35 protein-coding genes are annotated in these 24,551 nt (G+C 60.9%); 3 read left to right on the forward strand and 32 right to left on the reverse strand.

Annotation, left to right across the window (positions count from 1 at the left end; all coding sequences use genetic code 11):
* Positions 1 to 40 precede the first annotated feature (40 nt).
* On the forward strand, positions 41 to 1,303 hold the full coding sequence (lysA, locus tag P9255_RS17730) for a diaminopimelate decarboxylase (RefSeq protein WP_309763903.1): 1,263 nt from the start codon (positions 41 to 43) through the stop codon (positions 1,301 to 1,303).
* Positions 1,304 to 1,361: 58 nt separating this feature from the next.
* Here the strand turns inward: lysA and msrQ are convergent, their stop codons facing one another.
* From msrQ to P9255_RS17755, 5 genes are all read right to left on the reverse strand, one after another.
* Positions 1,362 to 2,018 (reverse strand): protein-methionine-sulfoxide reductase heme-binding subunit MsrQ, encoded by a 657-nt coding sequence (msrQ, locus tag P9255_RS17735; RefSeq protein WP_309763902.1) that lies wholly within the window; start codon positions 2,016 to 2,018, stop codon positions 1,362 to 1,364.
* A gap of 3 nt (positions 2,019 to 2,021) precedes the next feature.
* A complete protein-coding gene (gene msrP / locus P9255_RS17740; RefSeq protein WP_309763901.1) occupies positions 2,022 to 3,011 on the reverse strand; it encodes a protein-methionine-sulfoxide reductase catalytic subunit MsrP in 990 nt (329 codons plus the stop codon).
* Between the two features lie 127 nt (positions 3,012 to 3,138).
* Positions 3,139 to 4,341: a c-type cytochrome biogenesis protein CcsB gene (gene ccsB / locus P9255_RS17745; protein ID WP_309763900.1), complete on the reverse strand. Its 1,203-nt coding sequence runs from the start codon at positions 4,339 to 4,341 to the stop codon at positions 3,139 to 3,141.
* Positions 4,342 to 4,345: 4 nt separating this feature from the next.
* Entirely contained in the window at positions 4,346 to 6,577 is a 2,232-nt protein-coding gene (locus P9255_RS17750; RefSeq protein ID WP_309790186.1) for a cytochrome c biogenesis protein ResB, read from the reverse strand.
* A gap of 173 nt (positions 6,578 to 6,750) precedes the next feature.
* The gene (locus tag P9255_RS17755; protein WP_309790187.1) at positions 6,751 to 7,425 is read right to left on the reverse strand and encodes a c-type cytochrome; all 675 of its coding nucleotides are present in this window, start codon (positions 7,423 to 7,425) and stop codon (positions 6,751 to 6,753) included.
* A 288-nt stretch (positions 7,426 to 7,713) separates the two neighbouring features.
* Here P9255_RS17755 and yihA point away from each other — a divergent pair, with 288 nt between their 5' ends.
* Both yihA and hemB read left to right on the forward strand, forming a co-directional pair.
* Positions 7,714 to 8,367, forward strand: coding sequence for a ribosome biogenesis GTP-binding protein YihA/YsxC (gene yihA / locus P9255_RS17760; RefSeq protein WP_309790188.1), 654 nt, complete (start codon positions 7,714 to 7,716; stop codon positions 8,365 to 8,367).
* A 271-nt stretch (positions 8,368 to 8,638) separates the two neighbouring features.
* On the forward strand, positions 8,639 to 9,637 hold the full coding sequence (hemB, locus tag P9255_RS17765; RefSeq protein WP_309763896.1) for a porphobilinogen synthase: 999 nt from the start codon (positions 8,639 to 8,641) through the stop codon (positions 9,635 to 9,637).
* A 52-nt stretch (positions 9,638 to 9,689) separates the two neighbouring features.
* Here hemB and dsbD read toward each other — a convergent pair whose 3' ends face one another.
* From dsbD to rplB, 27 genes are all read right to left on the reverse strand, one after another.
* Positions 9,690 to 11,525, reverse strand: coding sequence for a protein-disulfide reductase DsbD (gene dsbD, locus P9255_RS17770; protein ID WP_309763895.1), 1,836 nt, complete (start codon positions 11,523 to 11,525; stop codon positions 9,690 to 9,692).
* Positions 11,518 to 11,829: a divalent-cation tolerance protein CutA gene (cutA, locus tag P9255_RS17775; protein ID WP_309765392.1), complete on the reverse strand. Its 312-nt coding sequence runs from the start codon at positions 11,827 to 11,829 to the stop codon at positions 11,518 to 11,520. Before cutA ends, dsbD begins: the two co-directional genes overlap by 8 nt.
* A 164-nt stretch (positions 11,830 to 11,993) precedes the next feature.
* On the reverse strand, positions 11,994 to 12,389 hold the full coding sequence (rplQ, locus tag P9255_RS17780) for a 50S ribosomal protein L17 (RefSeq protein ID WP_309763894.1): 396 nt from the start codon (positions 12,387 to 12,389) through the stop codon (positions 11,994 to 11,996).
* A gap of 136 nt (positions 12,390 to 12,525) precedes the next feature.
* Complete coding sequence (locus P9255_RS17785; protein ID WP_040050462.1) at positions 12,526 to 13,503, reverse strand: DNA-directed RNA polymerase subunit alpha; 978 nt, start codon at positions 13,501 to 13,503, stop codon at positions 12,526 to 12,528.
* Between the two features lie 136 nt (positions 13,504 to 13,639).
* Positions 13,640 to 14,263, reverse strand: coding sequence for a 30S ribosomal protein S4 (gene rpsD / locus P9255_RS17790; protein WP_309790189.1), 624 nt, complete (start codon positions 14,261 to 14,263; stop codon positions 13,640 to 13,642).
* Positions 14,264 to 14,409: 146 nt separating this feature from the next.
* Complete coding sequence (gene rpsK, locus P9255_RS17795; RefSeq protein ID WP_006052224.1) at positions 14,410 to 14,814, reverse strand: 30S ribosomal protein S11; 405 nt, start codon at positions 14,812 to 14,814, stop codon at positions 14,410 to 14,412.
* Between the two features lie 28 nt (positions 14,815 to 14,842).
* Positions 14,843 to 15,208, reverse strand: coding sequence for a 30S ribosomal protein S13 (rpsM, locus tag P9255_RS17800; protein ID WP_309763892.1), 366 nt, complete (start codon positions 15,206 to 15,208; stop codon positions 14,843 to 14,845).
* A gap of 41 nt (positions 15,209 to 15,249) precedes the next feature.
* Positions 15,250 to 15,366: a 50S ribosomal protein L36 gene (rpmJ, locus tag P9255_RS17805; protein ID WP_004199844.1), complete on the reverse strand. Its 117-nt coding sequence runs from the start codon at positions 15,364 to 15,366 to the stop codon at positions 15,250 to 15,252.
* A gap of 20 nt (positions 15,367 to 15,386) precedes the next feature.
* Positions 15,387 to 15,605 (reverse strand): translation initiation factor IF-1, encoded by a 219-nt coding sequence (infA, locus tag P9255_RS17810; RefSeq protein WP_004521905.1) that lies wholly within the window; start codon positions 15,603 to 15,605, stop codon positions 15,387 to 15,389.
* 9 nt (positions 15,606 to 15,614) lie between these two features.
* Positions 15,615 to 16,961, reverse strand: a complete 1,347-nt coding sequence (secY, locus tag P9255_RS17815) for a preprotein translocase subunit SecY (protein WP_309763891.1) — start codon at positions 16,959 to 16,961, stop codon at positions 15,615 to 15,617.
* A 41-nt stretch (positions 16,962 to 17,002) separates the two neighbouring features.
* Positions 17,003 to 17,437, reverse strand: coding sequence for a 50S ribosomal protein L15 (gene rplO / locus P9255_RS17820; protein WP_008343934.1), 435 nt, complete (start codon positions 17,435 to 17,437; stop codon positions 17,003 to 17,005).
* A gap of 31 nt (positions 17,438 to 17,468) precedes the next feature.
* Positions 17,469 to 17,651 (reverse strand): 50S ribosomal protein L30, encoded by a 183-nt coding sequence (gene rpmD / locus P9255_RS17825; protein ID WP_035967615.1) that lies wholly within the window; start codon positions 17,649 to 17,651, stop codon positions 17,469 to 17,471.
* A 14-nt stretch (positions 17,652 to 17,665) separates the two neighbouring features.
* Complete coding sequence (rpsE, locus tag P9255_RS17830) at positions 17,666 to 18,184, reverse strand: 30S ribosomal protein S5 (RefSeq protein WP_244793886.1); 519 nt, start codon at positions 18,182 to 18,184, stop codon at positions 17,666 to 17,668.
* 14 nt (positions 18,185 to 18,198) lie between these two features.
* The gene (gene rplR, locus P9255_RS17835) at positions 18,199 to 18,564 is read right to left on the reverse strand and encodes a 50S ribosomal protein L18 (RefSeq protein WP_035967614.1); all 366 of its coding nucleotides are present in this window, start codon (positions 18,562 to 18,564) and stop codon (positions 18,199 to 18,201) included.
* 12 nt (positions 18,565 to 18,576) lie between these two features.
* Positions 18,577 to 19,110 (reverse strand): 50S ribosomal protein L6, encoded by a 534-nt coding sequence (gene rplF / locus P9255_RS17840; protein ID WP_309763890.1) that lies wholly within the window; start codon positions 19,108 to 19,110, stop codon positions 18,577 to 18,579.
* Positions 19,111 to 19,129: 19 nt separating this feature from the next.
* Entirely contained in the window at positions 19,130 to 19,525 is a 396-nt protein-coding gene (gene rpsH / locus P9255_RS17845) for a 30S ribosomal protein S8 (protein ID WP_035967610.1), read from the reverse strand.
* Between the two features lie 14 nt (positions 19,526 to 19,539).
* A complete protein-coding gene (gene rpsN, locus P9255_RS17850; protein WP_061126156.1) occupies positions 19,540 to 19,845 on the reverse strand; it encodes a 30S ribosomal protein S14 in 306 nt (101 codons plus the stop codon).
* Between the two features lie 7 nt (positions 19,846 to 19,852).
* Complete coding sequence (gene rplE, locus P9255_RS17855) at positions 19,853 to 20,392, reverse strand: 50S ribosomal protein L5 (protein ID WP_061138390.1); 540 nt, start codon at positions 20,390 to 20,392, stop codon at positions 19,853 to 19,855.
* A gap of 14 nt (positions 20,393 to 20,406) precedes the next feature.
* Complete coding sequence (rplX, locus tag P9255_RS17860) at positions 20,407 to 20,715, reverse strand: 50S ribosomal protein L24 (RefSeq protein ID WP_309763889.1); 309 nt, start codon at positions 20,713 to 20,715, stop codon at positions 20,407 to 20,409.
* Between the two features lie 9 nt (positions 20,716 to 20,724).
* A complete protein-coding gene (rplN, locus tag P9255_RS17865) occupies positions 20,725 to 21,093 on the reverse strand; it encodes a 50S ribosomal protein L14 (protein ID WP_006998478.1) in 369 nt (122 codons plus the stop codon).
* Positions 21,094 to 21,390: 297 nt separating this feature from the next.
* Complete coding sequence (gene rpsQ / locus P9255_RS17870; protein ID WP_035933074.1) at positions 21,391 to 21,663, reverse strand: 30S ribosomal protein S17; 273 nt, start codon at positions 21,661 to 21,663, stop codon at positions 21,391 to 21,393.
* Positions 21,660 to 21,854, reverse strand: coding sequence for a 50S ribosomal protein L29 (gene rpmC / locus P9255_RS17875; RefSeq protein WP_035967606.1), 195 nt, complete (start codon positions 21,852 to 21,854; stop codon positions 21,660 to 21,662). The genes rpsQ and rpmC overlap by 4 nt, the downstream gene beginning before the upstream one ends.
* 10 nt (positions 21,855 to 21,864) lie before the next feature.
* Positions 21,865 to 22,281 carry a 50S ribosomal protein L16 gene (gene rplP / locus P9255_RS17880; protein ID WP_035967605.1) on the reverse strand — a complete coding sequence of 139 codons (417 nt, stop codon included), beginning with the start codon at positions 22,279 to 22,281 and terminating at the stop codon, positions 21,865 to 21,867.
* Positions 22,282 to 22,283: 2 nt separating this feature from the next.
* Positions 22,284 to 23,084 carry a 30S ribosomal protein S3 gene (rpsC, locus tag P9255_RS17885; protein ID WP_309763888.1) on the reverse strand — a complete coding sequence of 267 codons (801 nt, stop codon included), beginning with the start codon at positions 23,082 to 23,084 and terminating at the stop codon, positions 22,284 to 22,286.
* A gap of 11 nt (positions 23,085 to 23,095) precedes the next feature.
* Positions 23,096 to 23,425, reverse strand: coding sequence for a 50S ribosomal protein L22 (gene rplV / locus P9255_RS17890; protein WP_007730533.1), 330 nt, complete (start codon positions 23,423 to 23,425; stop codon positions 23,096 to 23,098).
* A 12-nt stretch (positions 23,426 to 23,437) separates the two neighbouring features.
* A complete protein-coding gene (gene rpsS / locus P9255_RS17895; protein ID WP_008343850.1) occupies positions 23,438 to 23,713 on the reverse strand; it encodes a 30S ribosomal protein S19 in 276 nt (91 codons plus the stop codon).
* Between the two features lie 10 nt (positions 23,714 to 23,723).
* Positions 23,724 to 24,551 carry a 50S ribosomal protein L2 gene (gene rplB, locus P9255_RS17900; RefSeq protein ID WP_309763887.1) on the reverse strand — a complete coding sequence of 276 codons (828 nt, stop codon included), beginning with the start codon at positions 24,549 to 24,551 and terminating at the stop codon, positions 23,724 to 23,726.

The following is a 24,551-nucleotide window of genomic DNA, read 5'->3' on the forward strand; positions in this document are numbered from 1 at the left end:
CTCCGGCGCATCCCCGACCCGTTTCCACCCACGCCCACGCATGAGTGATTCCGCATTCCATTATGTTGACGGCGCACTCCACGCCGAAGGCGTTTCCGCCGCGTCGCTCGCGCAGCAGTTCGGCACGCCGCTCTACGTCTATTCCCGCGATGCCCTGACGCGCGCTTATCGCGCTTACGCCGATGCGTGCGCCGGCCGACGCGCGACCGTGCACGTCGCGGTGAAGGCCAACAGCAATCTCGCCGTCCTCAACGTGTTCGCGCGTCTCGGAGCGGGCTTCGATATCGTGTCGTCGGGCGAACTCGCGCGCGTGCTCGCCGCAGGCGGCAAGGCACAGAACACGGTGTTCTCGGGCGTCGGCAAGACGGCCGCCGAGATGCGCGAAGCACTCGAGGCCGGCGTGAAGTGCTTCAACGTGGAATCGATTCCCGAACTCCATGCGTTGAATGAAGTGGCGAAGTCGCTCGGAACGCGCGCACCCGTTTCCTTGCGTGTGAATCCGGACGTCGACGCGAAGACGCATCCCTACATTTCCACGGGGCTGAAGTCGAACAAGTTCGGTGTGGCGTTCAGCGACGCGCGCGCGACCTACCGCGCCGCCCACGCGATGGCGAATCTGGACGTCGTCGGCATCGACTGCCACATCGGCTCGCAGATCACGGAGATCAGCCCGTATCTGGACGCGCTCGACAAGCTGCTCGAACTCGTCGCGCAGATCGAAGCGGACGGCATGAGCATTCGTCACGTGGATGTCGGCGGCGGTCTCGGCATCACGTACGACAACGAGACTCCGCCGGATATCGGCGACTTCGTGCGCACACTGCTCGATCACATCGAGAAGCGCGGCCACGGTCAGCGCGAAGTGTATTTCGAGCCGGGGCGCTCGCTCGTGGGCAATGCGGGAGTGTTGCTGACGCGCGTGGAATATCTGAAGCCGGGCGAGGAGAAGAACTTCGCCATCGTCGATGCCGCGATGAACGATCTCGCGCGCCCCGCGATGTACGAGGCGTTTCATCGCATCGTGCCGGTGGCGAAGCGCGATGCCGCCGCGCACCGATACGACGTGGTCGGCCCGGTCTGCGAAAGCGGCGACTGGCTCGGGCGCGATCGCGATCTGGCCGTCGAACCGGGTGATCTGCTCGCCATCTGCTCGGCGGGCGCGTACGGCTTCGTGATGAGCTCCAACTACAACACCCGCCCGCGCGCCGCCGAGGTCATGGTGGACGGTGAGCGCGTCTGCGTCGTGCGCGAGCGCGAAACGGTGAAAGCGCTGTTCGCCGGGGAATCTATCCTGCCGGACTGATCTTCTTTACCCGGTAGACCAGGAACGAAGGCGACGCTCGAACAAGCGTCGCCTTTTTTCATGCGCGCGCGGATCTCGCCCGGAGCCAGGCAATCAGACGCCAGCCCAACAACACGATCACGATTGCGCCGTAAATCTTCGGCAGCTCGAAGTCGTGCTTGCCGGCTTTCATCCACCAGAAATGCAGGATGGCGAGCGCCGCGATCAGATAGATCGTTCGGTGCAGCGTTTGCCACCGGCGGCCGAGCTGTCTCACCATCGCCTTGGGGGAAGTCGCCGCGAGCGGAATCAGCAGCAGGAACGCCGCGAAGCCGACCGTGATGAACGGCCGCTTGCCGATGTCCTTCAGCACCTCCGTGAGGTCGAACCACTTGTCGAACCAGATGTACGTCGTGAAGTGCAAGACGGCAAAGAAGAACGCGTATAGCCCGATCATGCGGCGAAAGCGCACGAGCGCGGTCACGCCCGTCAGGCGGCGCAGCGGCGTGACGGCGAGCGTGATGCAAAGATAGACGAGCGTCCAGAGCCCGGTCGAACGCGTGATGAATTCGATCGGATTCGCGCCCAGCCCCGACGTCAAGCCGAGGACGACGATGCGCGCCAGCGGATAGAGCATCGCGACGAAAACCGCTACCTTTGCGGGCGCGATCCAGTTTCGAGTCTGCGGCGCGGCGGCCGCTGCGCGTTTCAGCTTTATTTCGGATGCGGTCGGCATGATTCAGAAGTTCTTCTTGAGGTCCATGCCCTGATACAACGACGCGACCTGGTCGCCGTATCCGTTGAACATCAGCGTCTTGCGCTTCGGCGAAAAGAAGCCGTCCTCGCCGATGCGCCGCTCCGTCGCCTGACTCCAGCGCGGGTGATCGACCTTCGGATTCACGTTCGAATAAAAGCCGTATTCGCTCGGCGCATAGCTGTTCCAGCTCGTCGGCGGCTGCTTCTCCACGAAACGGATTTTCACCAGCGACTTGGCGCTCTTGAAGCCGTATTTCCACGGCACGATGATCCGCACCGGCGCGCCGTTCTGGTTCGGCAGCACTTCGCCGTACAGCCCGAAGGTCAGGAGCGTGAGCGGGTTCATCGCCTCGTCCATGCGCAGTCCTTCGGAGTACGGCCAGTCGAGGATCGGCGTCGAGAGTCCGGGCATCTGCGAGGAATCGGCAAGACTGATGAACTGCACGTACTTCGCGTTGCCCGTCGGCTCCGCGCGCTTGATCAGTTCCGACAGCGACACGCCGATCCACGGAATCGCCATCGACCAGCCTTCGACGCAGCGCAGCCGATAGACGCGTTCCTCGAGCGGCGCGAGCTTGAGCAGTTCGTCGATGTCATACACCTTCGGGTTCCTGATCGCGCCTTCGACCGACACTTTCCACGGCCGCGGACGAAGCGTGCCCGCGTGCTGCGCCGGATCGCTCTTGTCGGTGCCGAACTCGTAGAAGTTGTTGTACGTCGTGATGTCCTTGAGCGACGTCGGCTTGTCGAGCGCGACGAATTTCGCATTCGTCTTTGCCGCCAGCTTCTGTCCTTTGGCATCCGGTGACGTCAGCGTCGCGTGAGCGATACCGCTCGCGCCGGCGAGACCCGTCGCGGCGAGCGCGCCCATCGAGCGCAACACGCGCCGCCGATTTTCGAACACGTGCCGTGGCGTGATCTCGCTGCTGTCGATGTCGTCGCCGTAAAGCGCGCCATTTCGTTTGATCCACATGAGGATGACTCCTTTTGCATGGGTGCTTACCGGTGCAAACAGCACGGCCGGTGCCCGTATTCCACGTTAGAACGAAAAAAAACCGCCAGCGCGATGCGTGGCGGTTTTTTCCTTCGATGCGGCCGGATCAGAGCTTGCCGTAGCTGTGCAAGCCGGACAGGAACATGTTGACGCCGAGGAACGCGAACGTCGTCACGACGAGGCCCGTTAGCGCCCACCATGCCGCCGCTGCGCCGCGCAGTCCCTTCATCAGCCGCATGTGCAGCCAGGCCGCATAGTTCAGCCAGACGATCAGCGCCCACGTTTCCTTCGGGTCCCAGCTCCAGTAGCCGCCCCACGCTTCCGCCGCCCACAGCGCGCCGAGAATCGTGGCGATGGTGAAGAACGCGAAACCGACGGCGATCGACTTGTACATGACGTCGTCGAGCACTTCGAGCGACGGCAGGCGGTCGGCGAACACGCCGCGCTGCTTCGCCAGATACGCGACGGCAACCATCGCCGAGAGCGCAAAGCTGCCGTAACCGATGAAGTTCGCCGGCACGTGGATCTTCATCCACCAGCTCTGCAGCGCCGGGACGAGCGGCTGAATCTGCTGCGCGTCGCGGGCGATCGAATACCACATCAGGAAGCCGACCGCTGCGCTGATCACGAGCAACACGAACGCGCCCATCTGGCGGGTCGCGTAATGCTGCTCGTAATAGAGATAGAACAGCGACGTAATCAGGCAGAACAGCACGAACACTTCGTACAGGTTCGAAATCGGAATATGGCCGACATCGCTGCCGATCATGTACGACTCGTACCAGCGCACCATGAGACCGGTGAAGCCCATCAGCACCGCGACCCAGGTCATGCGCGAACCGATCGCGCCGCCCGTCTGCGAGCGCGTCAGCAAGCCGATCCAGTAGAACAGCGTCGCGAGAATGAAAAGCGCGCTCATCCACAGAATGGCGGATTGGCTCGACAGGAAATACTTGAGGAAGAAATTGGTGTCCGCGCGCGCGAGGTCGTGCTGATAAAGCTGAATGGACGACAGCGCCAGCACCGCGATGAACGCGATCAGCAGGCGCACCGGCTTCCAGCGCCAGCCGAGGACGACGAACGTGGGCACCGCGCCGATCAGCACCGCCATGTCGTACACATCCATGTACGTGTGATAGCGGTTGAGTGCGAAGCCCGCGCCCGCGACCATCGCGAGGGCGAAAAGCCAGTCGAGCGCGCCGAGCTTGCGGAAGAACGGACGATCGTCGAACACGAGAGCGTCGGGGAGGCCCGATGCCGGACGTTCCGTCTTGGCGGAGGCGTGGGAGGAAGTCTGTATGAGGTCCATGATCTTACCGTGATGAAACTTCCGAGCTGGCAGCTTCGGATGTCGATTGCGACGAGGCGGCGACGGGCGCGTTCGCCGCAGCGGGATCCAGCGGCGATGCGCCGAGCGCCGCCGCCACCGTCGCGCGCGTGCGCTCGAACTCCTTCTCGAAGTCGAGCGTGCGGCGTGCGGTGGACATCGCCATCAGGACGTTCGCGCCGCCCTGCCCTGTATCTTTGAGCCAGAACCAGAGCCGGCGTTCGCGCACGTAAAACATCGCGAAAATGCCGACCACCAGCAGGAGGCTGCCAAGATACACCACTTTTTTACCCGGCGCGCGCGTCAGCTGGAATACCGAAGCCTGGATCTGCTTGAAGGTATCCAGTTGCAGGAAGACGGGAGAACCGTACAGAAAGCTGTCGGAAAGCGCGTTGATGGACGCCTGAACGAACGCCGTGCTTTTCTCGTCGATCTTCGCGGCGGGCAGGCCGTTCTGCTCGCGGGAAATCTGCCAGACGTCCCACATCGCGCCTTCGAGCATGCGCATCAGGAGGCCCGCGGCTTTCTCCTGTTCGCCCTTCGGCACTGAACGGTCGATGAACGCCGCAATGCTCTGAAAGCCGCCAATCATCTGCGGATTGGCCGTCGCCGCGCCGTTCTCGTCTGCACCGGCGAAGAGGTTCAGCACGCGGATCGCGCTTTCCTCGAGGTGCTGTTGCATGTCCGTATTCGTCTGCGGCACCGAGCGCAGCGCGAAGCGGTGCGCCGCTTCGGCGCGCGTCGCGGGCGTCGCGAGCGCGGCGCGCAGTTCCATCCACTGCTTGACCGAGCCTTGCTCGTCGGCGGGAATGCGCAAATAGCGGAACGAATCGTTCGGGCTCGTGCGCATGCCGGCGAGGAACATTCGCTGGCCACCGACATCGACCGGCAGCATGTAGTTGCTGTATTCGCGCGCCTGGCCATCCGTGCCGCGCACCTTGTACTGCACCGATGGTCCGACGTTGCGCAAATCGGTCGGTTTCGACGTTTTCGCGCCGGAGCCCAGGCGCTCGTCGAACGCATCGCGCAGTGTGTCCTTCTTGCCGACGCCGCGTGCGTCCGGCGTGCCGCTGCCGTCCGTCATGTTTTCGACGTTGATCGCGCGGAAGTCCGTGAACTCGACGGTTTCGCCTTTGGCTGCCGCGAACTGCGCGCCGATGGGCGCCGTGCCGCCGATGGCGCCGTTGACCGGCGCCGTCTTCGCGCTGCCCCCGGCCATCGGCCACGCGGTCATTTCCAGCTTCGAGCCGCCGTCCTGGAAGCTCGACTGATAGATCGACACGCCTTCATACGTGAACGGCTTGTTCACTTCGATGCGCGCCGGGATACGCTTGCCGGTCTTGTGATCGATCACGACGATATCGCTCGCGAAAAGCTTCGGCATGCCGGTCGAGTAGTAATCGACGATGAACTTGTCGAGCTGGATCGAGAACGGCAGGTCCTGAATGATCGAGCCGTCCTGCTGATTCAGAATCGCGGTGCCGACATACTGGCCTTCCGGCACCCACGCATAGCCACGGAACGTCGGGTTCGACGTGGACAGGCGATGTTCGGCGGGAATGTCGTTGATGACGGCATTGGTGTTGATCGGCGTCTTGTCGAAGAGCCACATCTGCAGCTTGATCGGCAAGTTGCTGTCGAGCAGCCCGCCGATGCAGATGACGACGATCGCCAGATGCGCCGAGATATAGCCGATCTTGGTGAGCGCGCCCCGCTTGCCCGCGATCAGCGTCGCGCCGTTGTCCGTCTCGCGCCGAACGAAGCGGTAGCCCATCTTCGCGCTCAGGCGTTCGAGCGTCGCGGCCGTCTGCGCGCGATCCACTGCGACCACGAACTCGCCCTTGTGATGAAACGCGCGCAGGCTGCCTTCGTGCACGCGATCTTTCCAGCTCTTGATGTCCGCAATCATCTTCGGGCCATTGCGCAACACGCACAGCGACACCGAGATCACGAGAAAGATCAGGATCAGCATGAACCACCACGCGCTGTACACGGTGTAGAGGCTCAGACCCCGGAAGATGTCCGCCCAGAACGGGCCGAACTGATTGACGTAGTTCGGGTAAGGGTCGTCTTGCGTGAGCACCGTCCCGATGATGCTTGCGATCGCCAGCACGACCAGCAAGGCGATGGCGAAGCGCATCGAACTGACGAGTTCGACGAAATGCCTGATGACGCGGCGGCTCGACTTCGACTGCATACCCGATGTGGTGACGCTCATTCAAACTCCGGCTGACAGCAAAAAAGGGTGGAGACGCCAACGGTCTGACCGACCGACGTCCCACCCTTTTCTTGTTCTCGCACCGGCCTTCGTGGGCCGGCTTCGTATCGTAGTATGGGCGATTCCCCGCTTTCGTGCTCCTTCGCGGGAACCGCTGGACGCTGCGTGCTGCGTTAATGCAATCCGGCGATGTAATCCGCTACCGCTTTCATCTCGGCATCGTTGAGGCGAGACGAGATGGCGTGCATCGGCTCACTGTTGTTGCGCGTGCCCTGCGCGAAGGCGTTCAACTGTGCGGCGGTGTAATCGCCCCACTGTCCCGACAGTCGCGGATATTGCACCGGGATACCCATGCCCGTTGCCCCGTGACACGCCGCGCACGCCGGTACGCCTTTGTCCGCGATGCCGCCACGGTAGATCTTCTGGCCGAGCGCGACGGTGTTCTTGTCACGCGCGAAGTTGGGCTTGGCCTTTTGCGAAGCGAAGTAAGCGGCGACGTTGACCATGTCTTGATCCGTCAGCGCGCTCGCGATGCCCGTCATGATCGGATTGTTGCGCGCCGGCGCTTTCGCGCCCGGCTGCGTCTTGTAGTCCTTCAACTGCTTGCCGATGTATTCCGCGTGCTGGCCCGCGAGTTTCGGAAACGCAGCGCCGGCGCTGTTGCCGTCCGCCGCGTGACACGCGGCGCAGACCTGCGTGGCGATGGCCTGCCCTCTCGCCACATCGGGCTTGGCCGGCTGAGCAGGCTCCGCCGCGTTCACCGATACCCCGAACCCACTCAAACTCGCACCAAAACCGAAAGCCGCCGCTGCCTTGAGCACCACCAGAGACCTGTACAGTCGGTTCATTCGCGTACCCTGTTTTTCGTCTTGTGAGAATGTGAGGTTCTGCAAAAACGACGGCAACCGGACATGCCGCAAGATACCCGAACGAAAGAGCGTCAAGAACGCCCTGAAAACCGTCTCGCTCCTTGATGGGTGGCCCCTGCGGCCTTGGGTCTTACGCCCTGCGGGTCATTAAGAAACCGTCGTATTGTACAATAACCCGCTACACGCAAAGACGCCAGTCGGGGCATGCCCAGTATTTGCCGGGGTTCTCAAGGCTTCAGTCATCGCCTCTCTCTCGATCGCCCGCCAATGTCATTTCTGCTCCATCAAGCTCGCTTCTTCACCACCGTCAATCATCTGCGCGACCTTCCGCCGACGCCGCAGCCGGAAATCGCGTTTGCCGGACGCTCGAATGCGGGGAAATCGACCGCGATCAACATTCTCTGCAATCAGAAGCGGCTCGCGTTCGCCAGTAAGACACCGGGCCGCACGCAGCATATCAATTACTTCTCCGTCGGCCCGAAGGATGAGCCTGCCGCGCATCTCGTCGATTTGCCGGGCTACGGCTACGCAGAAGTGCCGGGCGCGGCCAAGGCGCATTGGCAGCAATTGCTCTCCACTTATCTGCAAAGCCGCGCGCAGCTACGCGGCATGATCCTGATGATGGATTCGCGCCGTCCGTTGACCGAACTGGACCGCATCATGGTCAACTGGTTCGCGCCGACCGGAAAGCCGATCCACGCGCTCCTCACAAAATGCGACAAATTGACGCGACAGGAAATGACTAACGCACTGCGATCGACGCAGAAGGCGTTCGGTGAGTACAAGACGGCGGGGTATCGGGGCGAACTCAGCGTGCAGCTTTTCTCGGCGCTCAAGCGCACGGGTCTCGACGAAGCGCATGAACTGATCGAAAGCTGGCTGATCCCCGAGCAGGCCGCATCCGACGACGCGGCAGAGTGACCGACGCGACCGACGCCATCGCAATTCGAGCGCGAGCCGGCATAAAAAAACCCGCCGCATAACGGCGGGTCAACAGCCTAATCGAATAACGATTGGCGCCCGCTCAGGGAGGAGAAGCGGGGAGCGCGGCGCAAGCGCGTTGCTCGATCGGTATGATATACCATTGTCTCAAAACGTTACCGCGACGCGGACGGGCTTGTCGCATAGGGCTGTCACGCACGCGAGCAACGTTTCCGATCTTCCTCCGAAGCACATCACATCGAGTCACGTCATGAGTTTCTATCCCCATCATCGTCCGCGCCGCATGCGCCGCGATGACTTCTCGCGCCGCATGATGCGCGAAAACATCCTCACCACGAACGACCTGATCTACCCGGTTTTCATCGTCGAAGGCACGAATGAGCGGCAGTCGATTCCGTCGATGCCCGGCGTCGAGCGCACGTCCGTCGATCTGCTGATGAAGGTCGCCGAACAATGCGTCGAACTGGGCGTGCCGGTGATGTCGCTGTTTCCGGCGATCGAGCCGTCGCTGAAGACGCCCGATGGCCGCGAAGCGACCAATCCCGAAGGTTTGATTCCGCGCGCCGTGCGCGAACTCAAGAAGAATTTTCCGACGCTCGGCGTGCTCACCGATGTCGCGCTCGACCCCTACACGAGCCACGGCCAGGACGGCGTGCTGGATGACGAAGGCTACGTGAAGAACGACGAAACGAGCGAGATTCTCGTCGAGCAGGCGCGCACGCAGGCCGAAGCCGGCGTGGATATCGTCGCGCCGTCGGACATGATGGATGGCCGCATCGGCGCGATCCGCGAGATGCTCGAAAGCGACGGCCACATCCACACGCGCATCATGGCGTATGCCGCGAAGTACGCGTCCGCGTTCTACGGCCCGTTCCGCGACGCGGTCGGTTCGGCGGCGAATCTGGGCAAGGGCAACAAGATGACCTACCAGATGGACCCGTCGAATTCCGATGAAGCGATGCGCGAAGTGCGAATGGACATCGAGGAAGGCGCAGACATGGTGATGGTCAAGCCGGGCATGCCGTATCTGGATATCGTGCGGCGCGTGAAGGACGAGTTCCGCTTCCCGACGTACGCATATCAGGTCAGCGGCGAATACGCGATGATCAAGGCCGCCACCCAGAACGGCTGGCTCGACCACGACAAGGCGATGATGGAATCGTTGCTTGCGTTCAAGCGCGCGGGCGCAGATGGCGTGTTGACCTACTTCGCGCTCGATGCGGCGCGCATTCTGCGGGCATCGAAGTAAGGTTCTGCGCGGCTGATGCAGAAAGGGCGATGCTTCGCGGCATCGCCCTTTTTTATCCATTCGACGGACTGAGTTTGTCGAGGCTCTTGAGAAACTTGTCCGCCGATTCATAACCGACGACCCGCGCCACCTCGTTGCCCTTTTCATCGAAGAAGATGATGCCGGGCGGGCCGAACAGCTTGAAGCGCTTGAGAAGGAACTGATCGTCGGCGTTGTTCGCGGTGACGTCCGCACGCAGCAAGTTCAACTGCGAGAGTCGCGCCTGGACGCGCGCATCCGAGAACGTCAGGCTCTCCATTTCCTTGCAGGACACGCACCAGTCTGCGTAGAAATCGAGCATCGCGGGACGCGCGGCCGCTTTTACTGCCGAATCCAGTTCAGCCGATGTCCGCACCGGGGCGAAGACCGGGCCCTGGTTCGGCGCACCCTGCGCGCCGGATGCGCCGCTGCGCGAGGCCAGCACCGCCAATGGACGCAGCGGGTCGGTCGAGCCTGCCGCCAGGCCAACGAGAAGCGTCGCGGCCCACACGGCGAGCGCCGCGCCGAGTCCGCGTCCCAGGCGCTTCCAGACATTTGCCGGCGTTGCCGCGCCACGCCCGAACACACCGAGCGACGCAGCGGCAATCAGCAGCCACAGCGCACTCAGCAACATCCGCGCGACGCCGCCGATTACCGGCCAAACGATCCACAACGCCGCAGCAAGCAGCACGACGCCGAAGAACACCTTCACGCTGCCCATCCAGGCGCCTGCGCGCGGCAGTATCGAGCCGGCGCCCAGTCCGATGACGAGCAAGGGCACGCCGAGGCCGATGCCCATGGCAAAGAGCGCCGCGCCGCCAAGCACCGCATCGCCGGTATGCGCGATGAACGCCAGCACCGCGAAGAGGGGCGCCGTCATGCACGCGCCCACGACGAGCGCAGACAACGCGCCCATCGCGGCGACCGCGGCGAACTTGCCGCCGGGGCGCTTTTGCGACGCCTCGTTCACGCTGCTCTGCCACCGCTCGGGCAACGCGATATCGACACCTGAAATCAGCGCGATAGCGAAGACCGCGAGCAGCACGCCGAAAGCCCCGAGCACCCACGGGTTCTGCAGCCAGGCGCCGAGACTCTGGCCGACCAGCGCCGCCGCCACACCGAGCACGGTGTAGACGAGCGCCATGCCGACGACATAGCACGCCGAAAGCGAAAAACCGCGCGCGCGCGTCACGCGCGCACCTTCGCCGACGATGATCGCGGACAGAATCGGGATCATCGGGTATGAGCACGGCAGCAGACTCAACACCATCCCCGCGACGAAATACAGGCCCACGACTGCGAAGAAGCCGCCGCCTTCGAGCATGGACTGGGCGTAATCGGCGCTCGTCGCGCGATCGAACCATGACAGGGATGCATCGGCGGCCGAGGGCGTCGAAGGCGACGCGCCCGCTGCTTGCAACGCCGCGCCCTTCACGCGATACGTGCGCTCCATCGGCGGATAGCAGATGCCCTTTTCAGCGCAACCCTGCGACGTTACCGCGAGTTCGAACGGCCCCTTGGCTTGTGCGACGGGGATACGAATGACCAGTTCGCCGCGATACGTCTCAACGTCCTTGTTGAACGTCTGATCGAAGTGGACTTTTCCGGCCGGCAACTGCGCCGCGCCAATGGTGGCGTCGCCGCTCTTCACCCCGAAGGCGAATCGCTCGCGGTACATGTAATAGCCGTCGGCAATCTTGTATCGCACGTCGACTTCGCCTGGCTGCTCGGAGGCGCTGAACTTGAAAGCGGCGGCGGGATCGAGAAATTCGTCGTCTGCGCGCGCCGCACCGATGACGGCACAGCACAACATCAACAGGACGAACGCGCCGAAGACACGAAGCGCGGCGCTACGGGAAAGCTCAAACATGAAGATGACGCTGCGTTTCTGCATTGACCCACTGACCGTAACGCGGCGACGCGTCCGCCTGCCAGACGAGAATCTCGGGCGTTTCATACGGATGCCGCGCCTCGACGAAGCGCTGCAATTCTTCGCTGCGCGCGACGCTCGTCTTGAGCAGCACTTGTACTTCCTCCGCCGATTCGCGCACGCCTCTCCAATGATAGTGCGACTCAACCGCGCCCAGCTTGGTCACGCAGGCTGCCAGTCGCGCCTCGAGAACCGCTTGCGCGAGCGCGCCCGCCGATTCGGCGTCGGGCAGCGTCGTCAACATCAGAATGACAGGAACGTTCACCTACGGCTCCAGAAATTGCGGACTACGGCTGATATCGTAGCATTCGGGAGTGGCCCCCGGCGGTTCGCGAAACGCGGTCGCACGAGCCCAAAAACAAAAAGGCCAAGCAACGCTTGGCCTTTTCGCTGAACTGCTTACCGAACTTATTCCGCTTCTTGAACTTCTTCGGTTTCTTCGATTTCCGGGCGATCCATCAGTTGGACCAGCGCCATCGGAGCGTTGTCGCCGACGCGGAAACCAAACTTCAGGATGCTCAGATAGCCACCCGGACGGTTCGCGTAACGCGGGCCGAGGACGTCGAACAGCTTCGCGACGGAATCACGATCGCGCAGGCGGTTGAACGCCAGACGGCGGTTTGCCAGCGAAGGCTTCTTGCCGAGCGTGATCAGCGGCTCGACGACCTTGCGCAGTTCCTTGGCCTTCGGCAGCGTCGTCTTGATGACTTCGTGCTCGATCAGCGAGTTCGACATATTGCGGAGCATTGCCAGGCGGTGGCTGCTCGTGCGGTTCAGTTTCCGCAAACCGTGCTTATGACGCATTTTCAGTTCCTTTAACGAGTTTTGATCCAGCTCTTCTATTGCGCGTTGCCGGAAAATGGCTGCGCACGGGCCGGTCGAAGAAAAAGCAAGACGCGGATTTTAAAGCAAAATCCGCGTCTATGCCAGTTACAGCACCTTACTTGTCCAACCCGGCCGGCGGCCAGTTCTCGAGCTTCATGCCAAGCGTCAGACCGCGCGAGGCCAACACTTCCTTGATCTCGTTCAGCGACTTGCGACCGAGATTCGGAGTCTTCAGCAGCTCGTTCTCCGTACGCTGGATCAGATCGCCGATGTAGTAGATGTTCTCGGCCTTCAGGCAGTTCGCGGAACGAACCGTGAGTTCGAGATCGTCCACCGGGCGCAGCAGGATCGGATCGATCTGCGGTGCGCGCGACGGCGCTTCCGCTGCGGCTTCCGTGCCTTCCAGCGCTGCGAACACCGACAGTTGATCAACCAGAATGCGCGCCGATTGACGGATCGCTTCTTCCGGCGAGATCACACCGTTGGTTTCGATGTTCATCACGAGCTTGTCGAGGTCGGTACGCTGTTCGACACGCGCGCTTTCCACGGCGTAGCTCACGCGGCGCACCGGCGAGAACGACGCGTCCAGCACGATACGGCCGATAATCTTCGCCGATTCTTCGCCATAACGACGCACGTTGCCGGGCACGTAACCACGGCCCTTTTCGATCTTGATCTGAACGTCGAGCTTGCCGCCCTTCGACAGGTGAGCAATCACGTGATCCGGGTTGATGACCTCGCAATCATGCGCGAGTTCTATATCGCCGGCCGTGACCACGCCTTCGCCTTCCTTGCGCAGCGTCACCGTGACTTCGTCGCGGTTGTGCAGCTTGAAGACGACACCCTTCAGGTTCAACAGCAGGTTGACTACATCCTCTTGCACACCATCGAGCGTCGAGTATTCGTGCACGACGCCTGCGATCGTCACTTCGGTCGGCGCGTAGCCCACCATCGACGACAGCAGCACGCGCCGAAGCGCGTTACCCAAGGTGTGGCCATAGCCGCGTTCGAACGGCTCCATAACCACTTTCGCATGGCTCTCGCCAAGCGATTCAACTGCAATGATCTTGGGCTTCAACAAACTGGTTTGCATAGGTTTTCCTTTTCAATACCCTCGGCTCGTTACACCGATAAGGCTGACCGGTAACAACCTGAAAATTAAACAGCCGAGGACGCCGATTTGCCACGAGCAATCAGGCTCCCCGGCTGCTAATCCGATTACCGCGCGATTAACGCGAATACAATTCGACGATCAGGCTTTCGTTGATGTCGCCAGCGATATCGCTGCGCTCCGGCATCGACTTGAACGTTCCTTCGAACTTCTTCGCATCGACCGACACCCAGTTCGGCATGCCGCCTTGCTCTGCCAGCGACAGCGCCTCGACGATACGAGCCTGCTTGCGCGACTGCTCGCGAACGGAGACGACATCGCCCGACTTGACTTGCATCGACGGGATGTTCGCGACCTGGCCGTTCACCATGATCGACTTGTGGCTGACCAGCTGACGCGCTTCAGCGCGCGTCGAGCCGAAGCCCATGCGATACACGACGTTGTCGAGACGCGACTCGAGCAACTGCAGCAGGTTTTCGCCCGTCGGGCCCTTGCGGCGGTCGGCTTCGGCGAAGTAGCGGCGGAACTGACGCTCCAGCACACCGTAAATACGCTTCACCTTTTGCTTTTCGCGCAACTGGGTGCCGTAGTCGGACGTACGCGCGCCCGAGGTACGGCCGTGTTGGCCGGGCTTGCTGTCGAGCTTGCACTTGTCGGCGAGCGAGCGGCGTGCGCTCTTCAGGAACAGGTCGGTGCCTTCACGGCGGGACAGCTTGGCTTTAGGACCGGTATAGCGTGCCACGTTGAATCCTTAAAAATTAATCACGCGAACTTTCATTCGCGCTAGTCCGAACCCTTTGGGCCGAACGGTGGGCTTAGTCAAATTCATCACGCACGAAACCCGCCGATACTTACGCATCAGCAGGAACATGCGCTCGCGTCGTCGCCTTAGATGCGGCGGCGCTTCGGCGGACGGCAACCGTTGTGCGGGACCGGCGTCACGTCGGAGATCGCGGTGATCTTGATGCCAAGACCATGCAACGCGCGCACCGCCGATTCACGGCCAGGACCAGGGCCCTTGATCCGCACTTCGAGGTTCTTCACGCCGTATTCCATTGCCACGCGGCCAGCCGATTCCGCTGCGACCTGAGCTGCAAACGGCGTTGACTTGCGCGAGCCCTTGAAACCCTGGCCACCCGAGGTCGCCCATGCCAGCGCGTTACCTTGACGGTCGGTGATCGTGATAATGGTGTTGTTGAACGACGCGTGAACGTGAACCACGCCCTCGGCGACGTTCTTCTTGACCTTCTTGCGAACGCGTTGCGCCGCGGAGTTGTTCGAAGCCTTAGCCATTACGTTTTCCTGTAACTGTCAGTTCCGCTTACTTCTTCAGCGATTGCGCTGCACGACGCGGACCCTTGCGAGTACGGGCGTTGGTGCGCGTACGCTGGCCACGCAGGGGCAGGCCCTTGCGATGACGCATGCCGCGGTAGCAACCCAAGTCCATCAGGCGCTTGATGTTCATCGTCACTTCACGGCGCAGGTCGCCTTCGACGATGAACTTGCCCACTTCGTCACGCAGCTTTTCGAGGTCTGCGTCGGTGAGGTCCTTGACCTTCTTCGAAAATTCCACACCAGCAGCGATGCAAATGCCGCGCGAACGCGTGCGTCCGATGCCGAAGATTGCCGTCAGGCCGATCTCGGTATGCTGGTGATTCGGGATGTTAACCCCTGCGATACGAGCCATTGTTTTTCCTCAAACAAAAAGCGCAAGCAAAAGCGCGGCGTTCAGCCTTGACGCTGTTTGTGGCGCGGATCAGAGCTGCAAATCACGCGCACAACGCCCTTGCGCTTGATGATCTTGCAATTGCGGCAAATGCGCTTAACCGATGCCATCACTTTCATGATATTACCCTTTTTTCAAATCACTTCGCCCGGAATACGATCCGTGCACGAGACAGATCGTAAGGCGTCAATTCAACCGTAACCTTGTCGCCTGGCAGGATGCGGATATAGTGCATCCGCATCTTTCCAGAAATGTGTCCCAGGACGACATGGCCATTTTCCAATTTCACCCGGAAAGTAGCGTTGGGGAGGTTTTCGATGACCTCACCCTGCATCTGGATTACATCGTCTTTGGCCATAGTCCTAAATTAACGCATCGGGACGTTGCCGCCCTTGAAGTTTGCCTTCTTGAGCAGCGACTCATATTGTTGCGACATGACGTACGACTGCACCTGAGCCATGAAGTCCATCGTGACGACGACAATGATCAGCAGCGACGTTCCACCAAAATAGAACGGCACGTTCCAGCGCAACACCAGAAACTCAGGCAACAGGCACACGAACACAATATAGATCGCACCGGCCAGCGTCAGACGCGTGAGGATGCGGTCGATATACCGTGCAGTCTGATCGCCCGGACGGATACCCGGAACGAATGCACCGCTCTTCTTCAAGTTGTCGGCGGTTTCTCGGCTGTTGAACACCAGTGCGGTGTAGAAGAAGCAGAAGAAAACAATCGCCAACGCATACAGCAGCACGTACACGGGTTGACCGGGCTTGATGGCCTCAGCCACGCTGTGCAGCGTGTTTGCGAACCAGCCGGTACGCGTACCCGAACTGAACCAGTTCAGGATGGTTGCCGGGAAGAGGATGATCGACGACGCGAAGATCGGCGGAATCACACCCGACATGTTCAGCTTCAGCGGCAGATGAGACGACTGTCCGCCGTAAATCTTGTTGCCGACCTGGCGCTTCGCGTAGTTCACGAGGATCTTGCGCTGACCGCGTTCGATGAACACGACCAGATACGTGACCGCCGCGATCAGCACGACGATGATGATCGCCGAGATGATGCTCATCGAACCAGTGCGGACAAGCTCGAACAACCCGCCGATCGCGTTCGGGAAGCCCGCCGCGATGCCACCGAAGATGATGATCGAGATGCCGTTGCCGAGACCGCGTTCCGTGATTTGCTCACCCAGCCACATCAGGAACATCGTGCCCGTCACCAGCGTCACCACCGTCGTCAGGCGGAACACCATGCCGGGATCGACTACCAGAGCGGGCTGATTCTCGAGCGCGACCGCGATACCGAACGCCTGGAAGGTCGCGAGCACGACGGTGAAGATACGCGTGTACTGCGTGATCTTCCGTTGCCCCGCCTGCCCTTCCTTCTTCAATGCTTCCATTTGCGGCGATACGATCGACAGCAACTGCATGATGATCGACGCCGAAATGTAGGGCATGATGCCCAGCGCAAAGATCGTGAATCGCGACAGCGCGCCACCCGAGAACATGTTGAACATGCCAAGGATGCCGCCCGACTGGCTTTGGAACAGCTTCGCCAGTTGATCCGGATCGATGCCGGGGACCGGAATGTGCGCACCAATGCGGTAGACGACCAGCGCCAGCAGCAGAAACACTGCACGCCGACGCAGATCGCCAAATTTCGCCGCGCTTCGACCGGGTTTTGCGAGACTCGGGCTGTTAGCCAAGAACCTTCTCCGATGCAAGTGCTAGTAACGGCGAAAGCGCGTTACTCGGCGAACGAGCCGCCAGCGGCTTCGATTGCCTCACGGGCGCCCTTCGTTGCCGTCAGACCCTTCACCGTGACCTTGCGCGTGATCTCGCCGGTCTTGATGATCTTCGCGCTCTTGATGAGCTCGCCGACCAGACCCGCTTGCTTCAGCGCCAAGAGATCGATTTCGTCGACCGGCAGCTTTTCCAGATCAGCGAGGCGCACTTCACCGACGAATTCCTTCGTCAACGACGTGAAGCCGCGCTTCGGCAGGCGACGCTGCAGCGGCATCTGACCGCCTTCGAAGCCAACCTTGTGGAAGCCGCCCGAACGCGATTTCTGACCCTTGTGGCCGCGGCCTGCGGTCTTGCCGAGGCCCGAACCGATGCCGCGACCGACGCGACGCTTAGCGTGCTTCGCGCCTTCCGCCGGCTTCAGGTTATTCAATTCCATGTTCAACTCCTTGGATCCGTGGGTCGGCCGCTTAGCCGATGACCTTAACGAGGTACGCGACCTTGTTGATCATCCCGCGCACAGCCGGCGTGTCCTGCAGCTCGCTAACCGAGTTGAGGCGGCGCAGGCCGAGGCCACGCACCGTCGCGCGGTGCGTTTCGCGAGTCCCGATCAGGCTCTTGACGAGCTGAACCTTGACAGTTTTCTCAGACATGATGACCTCGAGGCTTAGCCCAAAATATCTTCGACGGACTTGCCGCGCTTCGCCGCGATGTCGCCCGGGGTCGACTGCTTGCGCAGACCGTCGAGCGTTGCACGAACGAGGTTGTACGGGTTCGTCGAGCCGTGGCTCTTGGCCACCACGTTCTGCACGCCCATCACGTCGAACACTGCGCGCATCGGACCGCCGGCGATCACGCCCGTACCATCCTTCGCCGGAGCGAGGAGGACTGCGGAAGCGCCATGCTTGCCGTGCACTTCGTGTTGCAACGTACCGTTCTTGAGCGGCACCTTGAACATGTTGCGGCGGGCTTGTTCCATTGCCTTCTGAACGGCAACCGGAACTTCCTTCGCCTTGCCCTTGCCCATGCCGACGCGGCCATCACCGTCGCCAACCACGGTCAGTGCGGCGAAGCCGAGAATCCGGCCACCCTTCACGACCTTGGTCACGCGGTTGACCGAAATCATCTTTTCGCGCAGGCCGTCGTCGCGTTCGTCAGCCTGAACTTTCGCTTGCATCTTTGCCATGACGAATTCTTCCCTTAGAACTTGAGCCCGGCTTCGCGCGCCGCGTCAGCCAGCGCTTTCACGCGGCCGTGGTAGCGGAAACCCGAGCGGTCAAAGGCGACGGATTCGATGCCGGCAGCCTTGGCCTTCTCGGCAATACGCTTGCCGATCAGGGTTGCAGCGTTGATGTTGCCGCCCTTGCCCGACTTGTCGGCCAGCTCAGCGCGAACTTCGGCTTCCAGCGTCGATGCGCTGGCCAGCACTTTCGTGCCGCATGCCGAGAACACTTGCGCGTAGATGTGCGTATTCGTGCGATGCACGGCGAGACGCGCGACCTGCAGCTCAGCGATCTTGATACGCGTCTGACGAGCGCGGCGCAGGCGAGATTGAGTCTTATCCATGATTGCGCACCCTTACTTCTTCTTCGTTTCTTTGAGGATCACGACCTCGTCGGAATAGCGCACGCCCTTGCCCTTGTAGGGCTCCGGCGGACGATAGCCGCGCACTTCTGCAGCGACTTGTCCGACTTTCTGCTTGTCGATCCCCTTGATCACGATTTCGGTCTGCGACGGGGTTTCAGCCTTGACGCCTTCCGGCATCTGGTGCACCACCGGGTGCGAGAAACCCAGCGACAGGTTCAGCTTGTCGCCTTGCGCTTGCGCACGATAACCAACGCCAACCAGCGTCAGCTTGCGCTCGAAACCCTTGGTGACGCCGAACACCATGTTCGCCACCAGGGCGCGCATCGTGCCGGACATCGCGTTTGCTTCGCGGCTTTCGTTAGCCGGCGCGAAGTTCAGCGTGCCGTTCTCGTTCGCCACGTTCACGAGCGGATTGGCCGCTTGCGAAATCGTGCCGAGCGGACCCTTCACGGTGATGACGTCGCCCTTGACGGCCACTTCCGCGCCTTGCGGCAGCGCGATCGGGCTTTTACCTACTCGAGACATGTTTCCTCTCCCTTCGGCGTTAAGCGACGTAGCAGATGACTTCGCCGCCGACGCCGTTCTGGCGCGCCTTGCGGTCGGTCATCACACCCTTCGGCGTCGACACGATTGCAACGCCCAGGCCGTTCATGACCTGCGGGATGTCGTTGCGACCGCGGTACACGCGCAGACCAGGCTTCGAAACGCGCTCGAGGCGCTCGATAACCGGACGGCCAGCGTAGTACTTCAACGCGATATTCAATTCCGTCTTCGCACCTTCAGCCTTCACTGCGAAGTCGTCGATATAACCTTCGTCCTTCAAAACCTGCGCAATCGCAACCTTGACTTTCGACGAGGGCATAGTCACCGAAACCTTCTCGACCATCTGCGCATTGCGGATGCGAGTCAGCATATCGGCGATAGGATCACTCATGCTCATTTATGTTTCTCCTATTACCAGCTCGCCTTGGTGAGGCCAGGGATTTCGCCGCGGAACGCGATTTCACGAATCTTGTTACGCGCGAGTCCGAACTTGCGGAACGTGCCACGCGGGCGGCCCGTGATCGCGCAGCGGTTACGCTTGCGAGTCGGGTTCGAGTTACGCGGCAGTTGTTGCAGCGCCAGGCGGGCGAAGTAACGCTCTTCGTCCGACTTGCTTGCGTCGTCGATCACAGCCTTCAGCTCAGCACGCTTCGGAGCGTACTTGGCTGCCAGGCGCGCGCGCTTCTTTTCACGTTCGATCAGTGCCAGTTTAGCCACGGTAACCTCAGTTTCTGAACGGGAACTTGAAGCCGGCGAGCAGCGCCTTTGCTTCTTCGTCGGTCTTCGCAGTCGTCGTGATGCTGATGTTCAGCCCACGCAGCGCGTCGATCTTGTCGTAGTCGATTTCGGGGAAAATGATCTGCTCTTTCACACCGATGTTGTAGTTACCACGGCCGTCGAACGCCTTGCCCGACACGCCACGGAAGTCGCGCACGCGAGGCAGCGCCACTGTCACGAAACGGTCCAGGAATTCGTACATGGCATTGCCACGCAGGGTAACCATCGTGCCAATCGGGTAGCCTTCGCGGATTTTGAAACCAGCGATTGCCTTACGCGACTTGGTGATAACCGGCTTTTGGCCAGCGATCTTCGTGAGGTCGCCAACGGCGTGCTCAAGGACCTTCTTGTCAGCGACGGCTTCGCCAAGACCCATGTTCAGGGTGATCTTGGTGAGGCGCGGCACTTCCATGACCGACTTGTAACCGAACTTTTCGACGAGTTCCGGTACAACCTTCTCTTTGTAAATTTCTTGCAGACGAGCCATTTTTTAACTCCGCATCAGGCGTTAAGCGTGGCGCCGGTCGACTTCAAGAAGCGAACCTTCTTGCCGTCTTCGACCTTGATGCCAACACGCGACGCCTTGCCATTCGCGTCGACCAGTGCGACGTTCGAAATATGCAGCGGCATCGACTTGGCTTCCACACCGCCCGTCGTTCCCTTCATCGGGTTCGGCTTCACGTGCTTCTTGACGAGGTTGATACCCTCGACCGTCACACGGTCTTCCGCAACGACCAGCACGGTGCCGCGCTTGCCCTTGTCCTTGCCGGTGATGACGATGACTTCGTCACCCTTGCGAATCTTGTTCATCGCGACTCCTTACAGCACTTCCGGCGCGAGCGAAACGATCTTCATGAATCGTTCGCTACGCAGTTCACGCGTGACCGGCCCGAAGATACGCGTGCCGATCGGCTCGAGCTTCGTATTCAAAAGAACGGCGGCATTGCCGTCGAACTTGATAAGCGAGCCATCCTGGCGACGCACGCCCTTGGCCGTGCGAACGACCACGGCGTTATAAATTTCGCCCTTCTTCACGCGTCCGCGCGGCGTCGCTTCCTTGACGGTCACCTTGATGATGTCGCCAATGCTAGCGTAACGACGCTTCGAGCCGCCGAGCACCTTGATGCACATGACTTCACGTGCACCCGTGTTGTCGGCCACTTCAAGCCGAGTTTCGGTCTGGATCATGGTTTATCTTTCCCAACTTAATCCGGTCGCACCACCATGGCACATCCGGTCAGTCTTGGTCCCGTCAGCCATTCGGCTGCTTGGGTTAGAACAGGCAGCGAGGGCAGACGAAACCCGCCATCGCAATCCGGTGAATCTGTCGATACAGGCTGGCGCCTGAACCGGCTTCCCCCACCAATTTCGCCCGCGACGGGGCTCCCACAAAGAGGGAAGACCGAGATTATAGCAAATAATCTCGGTCTTGCAAGCGAAACTTACTGCGACACTTACGACCTACTGCGTCGCGGTACTTCTACTTCAGATCACGCGAGCTGCTTCGAGCAACTTCGACACAACCCAGGCCTTCGTCTTCGAAATCGGACGCGTTTCCTGGATTTCAACGAGGTCGCCCTCGTTGTACGTGTTTGCGTCGTCATGCGCGTGATACTTCTTCGAACGCACGACGTACTTGCCGTAGATCGGGTGCTTGACGCGGTGCTCGACCAGCACGGTAACCGTCTTGTCCATCTTGTTGCTGACGACCTTGCCGACCAGCGTCCGCTTGAGCGAGGTTTTTACGCTATCGTTCATTTCTGGTTCGCCTTTTCAGTCAGGACAGTCCGCACACGTGCGATGTCGCGACGAACCTTCTTCAGCTGGCTCGTGTTCGTAAGCTGCTGGGTCGCGAGTTGCATGCGCAGGCCGAATTGCGCCTTAAGCAGGTCCGACAGCTCTTGGTTGAGCGCGGCCTGGTCCTTCTGGTGAAGTTCAGATGCCTTCATCGTTTACTCCTTAGGCGCCGAGCTGGCGGATGACGAAGTTCGTCTTGAGCGGCAGCTTGGCTGCAGCCAGACGGAACGCTTCGCGCGCCAGTTCTTCGGAGACACCGTCCATTTCGTACAGCATCTTGCCCGGTTGAATTTCCGCGACGTAGTACTCCGGGTTGCCCTTACCGTTACCCATACGTACTTCAGCCGGCTTTTGCGAAATCGGCTTGTCCGGGAAAATGCGGATCCAGATCCGGCCGCCACGCTTGATGTGACGCGTCATGGCACGACGCGCCGCTTCGATCTGACGCGCGGTCAAACGGCCGCGACCGATAGCCTTCAGACCGTATTCACCGAACGACACTGCGTTGCCGCGCGTCGCCTTGCCGGTGTTACGACCCTTCTGCTCTTTGCGATACTTTCTGCGTTTCGGTTGCAGCATCGTTATTCTCCACTCTTCGCGTCACCACCGGCGCCACCACGACGGGGGCCGCCGCGGCGTGCACCAGCCGGCGCACCTTCACCGTCACGGCGCGGACGGCGATCGCCACCCGGACGTGCGTTGCGACGCGGACGCTTCTCTTCCGCGACTTCTTCCACCACCGGCGCTTCGTTACGACCGAGGGTGTCGCCCTTGTAGACCCACACCTTCACGCCGATGATGCCGTACGTGGTCTTCGCTTCCGACGTCGCGTAGTCGATATCGGCACGCAGCGTATGGAGGGGCACGCGGCCTTCGCGATACCACTCGGTACGTGCAATCTCGATACCGTTCAGACGGCCCGCGCTCATGATCTTGATGCCTTGGGCGCCAAGACGCATCGCGTTTTGCATCGCACGCTTCATCGCGCGGCGGAACATGATCCGGCGCTCGAGCTGCTGCGTGATGGAATCGGCGATCAGTTGAGCATCGGTTTCCGGCTTGCGGATTTCTTCGATGTTGACGTGAACCGGAACGCCCATGCGCTTTTGCAGCTCGGACTTCAGCAGTTCGATGTCTTCGCCCTTCTTGCCGATCACGACACCCGGACGCGAGCTGAAAATCGTGATGCGTGCGTTCTTTGCAGGACGCTCGATCACCACGCGGCCGACGGACGCGTTCTTCAGCTTCTTCTTCAGGTAGTCACGAACACCGATGTCTTCCTGCAACATCGCCGCGAAATTGTTGTTGTTCGCGTACCAGCGCGAAGCCCAATTGCGGCTGACGGCCAAACGGAAGCCAGTCGGATGAATTTTCTGTCCCATCGTATGGCTCCTTAATTCCCGACCGTCACAGTGATGTGACAGGATTGCTTCTCGATGCGGTTACCACGACCCTTTGCGCGCGCGGTAAAACGCTTCAGCGAAGCGGCCTTGTCGACGTAGATGCTCGTGATCTTGAGCTCGTCGATATCGGCGCCTTCGTTGTGTTCCGCATTCGCGATCGCAGACAGCACGACCTTCTTGACGATACCCGCCGCCTTCTTTGGCGAGAACGTCAGAACGTTCAGCGCCTTGTCAACCGGCAAACCACGAATCTGGTCAGCCACAAGGCGCGTTTTCTGCGCCGAGATGCGGGCACCGCGATGAATTGCTTTCACTTCCATCTTGATAGCCCCTTATTTCTTGGCCTTCTTGTCGGCCGCGTGACCCTTGAACGTACGGGTCAGTGCGAACTCGCCAAGCTTGTGGCCGACCATGTTTTCCGTGACGTACACCGGAACGTGCTGACGGCCGTTGTGAACAGCGATCGTCAGACCGATGAAGTCCGGCAGAATCGTCGAACGACGCGACCAGGTCTTGATCGGCTTCTTGTCACGCGTGGACGCAGCCGCCTCAACTTTCTTCAGCAAATGAGCGTCGCAGAACGGACCTTTTTTAGCAGAACGTGTCATTGCCTACTCCTTAACGCTTGTGACGGCGCTGGACGATCATCGTCGTCGTGCGCTTATTGCTGCGGGTGCGGTAGCCCTTCGTCGGCGTGCCCCACGGGCTCACCGGATCGCGACCTGCAGCCGTGCGGCCTTCACCACCACCGTGCGGGTGATCGATCGGGTTCATCGCAACACCGCGCACCGTCGGACGAATACCGCGCCAGCGGTTCGCACCGGCCTTACCGATCTGACGGAGGCTGTGCTCTTCGTTACCCACTTCACCGATCGTCGCACGGCACTCGACGTGCACGCGGCGGATTTCGCCCGAGCGCAGGCGGACCTGTGCGTAGACGCCCTCGCGAGCCAGCAACATGGCCGACGTACCAGCCGAACGCGCGATCTGCGCACCCTTGCCCGGCAGCATTTCGATGCAGTGGATCGTCGTACCGACCGGAATATTGCGGATCGGCAGGGTGTTGCCTGCGCGAATCGGCGCTTCCGAGCCGGACATCAGCTGCGTGCCAACCGTCACGCCCTTCGGCGCAATGATGTAGCGACGCTCGCCGTCTGCGTACAAAACCAGCGCAATGTTCGCGCTACGGTTCGGGTCGTACTCGAGACGCTCGACCTTCGCCGGAATGCCGTCCTTGTTGCGACGGAAATCGACGATACGGTAGTGTTGCTTGTGACCACCGCCCTGGTGACGCGTGGTGATACGGCCGTTGTTGTTACGGCCCGCCGACTTGGATTGCGAGTCGAGCAGCGCTGCGAACGGCTTGCCCTTATGCAGATCCTTGTTGACGATCTTGACCATCGCGCGGCGACCCGGCGAGGTCGGCTTAACTTTCACGATTGCCAT

Origin of the sequence: Caballeronia sp. LZ019 (genome assembly GCF_031450825.1) — a bacterium.
In the GTDB taxonomy this organism is placed as follows: Bacteria; Pseudomonadota; Gammaproteobacteria; order Burkholderiales; family Burkholderiaceae; genus Caballeronia.

What these genes read in the sequence shown, in the direction of transcription:
- ccsB (WP_309763900.1), bottom strand. Translation starts at nt 4,341, where the DNA reads ATGGACCTCATACAGACTTCCTCCCACGCCTCCGCCAAGACGGAACGT.
- rplP (WP_035967605.1), bottom strand. Translation starts at nt 22,281, where the DNA reads ATGCTGCAACCGAAACGCAGAAAGTATCGCAAAGAGCAGAAGGGTCGT.
- msrP (WP_309763901.1), bottom strand. Translation starts at nt 3,011, where the DNA reads ATGTGGATCAAACGAAATGGCGCGCTTTACGGCGACGACATCGACAGC.
- rplV (WP_007730533.1), bottom strand. Translation starts at nt 23,425, where the DNA reads ATGGAAGTGAAAGCAATTCATCGCGGTGCCCGCATCTCGGCGCAGAAA.
- rpmJ (WP_004199844.1), bottom strand. Translation starts at nt 15,366, where the DNA reads ATGAAAGTGATGGCATCGGTTAAGCGCATTTGCCGCAATTGCAAGATC.
- rpsH (WP_035967610.1), bottom strand. Translation starts at nt 19,525, where the DNA reads ATGAGCATGAGTGATCCTATCGCCGATATGCTGACTCGCATCCGCAAT.
- rplQ (WP_309763894.1), bottom strand. Translation starts at nt 12,389, where the DNA reads ATGCGTCATAAGCACGGTTTGCGGAAACTGAACCGCACGAGCAGCCAC.
- P9255_RS17785 (WP_040050462.1), bottom strand. Translation starts at nt 13,503, where the DNA reads ATGCAAACCAGTTTGTTGAAGCCCAAGATCATTGCAGTTGAATCGCTT.
- dsbD (WP_309763895.1), bottom strand. Translation starts at nt 11,525, where the DNA reads ATGTTTGAGCTTTCCCGTAGCGCCGCGCTTCGTGTCTTCGGCGCGTTC.
- rpsS (WP_008343850.1), bottom strand. Translation starts at nt 23,713, where the DNA reads ATGACACGTTCTGCTAAAAAAGGTCCGTTCTGCGACGCTCATTTGCTG.
- rplF (WP_309763890.1), bottom strand. Translation starts at nt 19,110, where the DNA reads ATGTCTCGAGTAGGTAAAAGCCCGATCGCGCTGCCGCAAGGCGCGGAA.
- rpsK (WP_006052224.1), bottom strand. Translation starts at nt 14,814, where the DNA reads ATGGCTAAGGCTTCGAACAACTCCGCGGCGCAACGCGTTCGCAAGAAG.
- P9255_RS17755 (WP_309790187.1), bottom strand. Translation starts at nt 7,425, where the DNA reads ATGAACCGACTGTACAGGTCTCTGGTGGTGCTCAAGGCAGCGGCGGCT.
- rplN (WP_006998478.1), bottom strand. Translation starts at nt 21,093, where the DNA reads ATGATCCAGACCGAAACTCGGCTTGAAGTGGCCGACAACACGGGTGCA.
- msrQ (WP_309763902.1), bottom strand. Translation starts at nt 2,018, where the DNA reads ATGCCGACCGCATCCGAAATAAAGCTGAAACGCGCAGCGGCCGCCGCG.
- P9255_RS17750 (WP_309790186.1), bottom strand. Translation starts at nt 6,577, where the DNA reads ATGAGCGTCACCACATCGGGTATGCAGTCGAAGTCGAGCCGCCGCGTC.
- infA (WP_004521905.1), bottom strand. Translation starts at nt 15,605, where the DNA reads ATGGCCAAAGACGATGTAATCCAGATGCAGGGTGAGGTCATCGAAAAC.
- rpmD (WP_035967615.1), bottom strand. Translation starts at nt 17,651, where the DNA reads ATGTCTGAGAAAACTGTCAAGGTTCAGCTCGTCAAGAGCCTGATCGGG.
- hemB (WP_309763896.1), top strand. Translation starts at nt 8,639, where the DNA reads ATGAGTTTCTATCCCCATCATCGTCCGCGCCGCATGCGCCGCGATGAC.
- rplR (WP_035967614.1), bottom strand. Translation starts at nt 18,564, where the DNA reads ATGGATAAGACTCAATCTCGCCTGCGCCGCGCTCGTCAGACGCGTATC.
- cutA (WP_309765392.1), bottom strand. Translation starts at nt 11,829, where the DNA reads ATGTTGACGACGCTGCCCGACGCCGAATCGGCGGGCGCGCTCGCGCAA.
- rpsQ (WP_035933074.1), bottom strand. Translation starts at nt 21,663, where the DNA reads ATGAACGATAGCGTAAAAACCTCGCTCAAGCGGACGCTGGTCGGCAAG.
- rpsC (WP_309763888.1), bottom strand. Translation starts at nt 23,084, where the DNA reads ATGGGACAGAAAATTCATCCGACTGGCTTCCGTTTGGCCGTCAGCCGC.
- rpsM (WP_309763892.1), bottom strand. Translation starts at nt 15,208, where the DNA reads ATGGCTCGTATCGCAGGGGTTAACATCCCGAATCACCAGCATACCGAG.
- rplE (WP_061138390.1), bottom strand. Translation starts at nt 20,392, where the DNA reads ATGGCTCGTCTGCAAGAAATTTACAAAGAGAAGGTTGTACCGGAACTC.
- rpmC (WP_035967606.1), bottom strand. Translation starts at nt 21,854, where the DNA reads ATGAAGGCATCTGAACTTCACCAGAAGGACCAGGCCGCGCTCAACCAA.
- rplB (WP_309763887.1), bottom strand. Translation starts at nt 24,551, where the DNA reads ATGGCAATCGTGAAAGTTAAGCCGACCTCGCCGGGTCGCCGCGCGATG.
- rpsE (WP_244793886.1), bottom strand. Translation starts at nt 18,184, where the DNA reads ATGGCAAAGATGCAAGCGAAAGTTCAGGCTGACGAACGCGACGACGGC.
- yihA (WP_309790188.1), top strand. Translation starts at nt 7,714, where the DNA reads ATGTCATTTCTGCTCCATCAAGCTCGCTTCTTCACCACCGTCAATCAT.
- lysA (WP_309763903.1), top strand. Translation starts at nt 41, where the DNA reads ATGAGTGATTCCGCATTCCATTATGTTGACGGCGCACTCCACGCCGAA.
- rplX (WP_309763889.1), bottom strand. Translation starts at nt 20,715, where the DNA reads ATGAACAAGATTCGCAAGGGTGACGAAGTCATCGTCATCACCGGCAAG.
- rplO (WP_008343934.1), bottom strand. Translation starts at nt 17,437, where the DNA reads ATGGAATTGAATAACCTGAAGCCGGCGGAAGGCGCGAAGCACGCTAAG.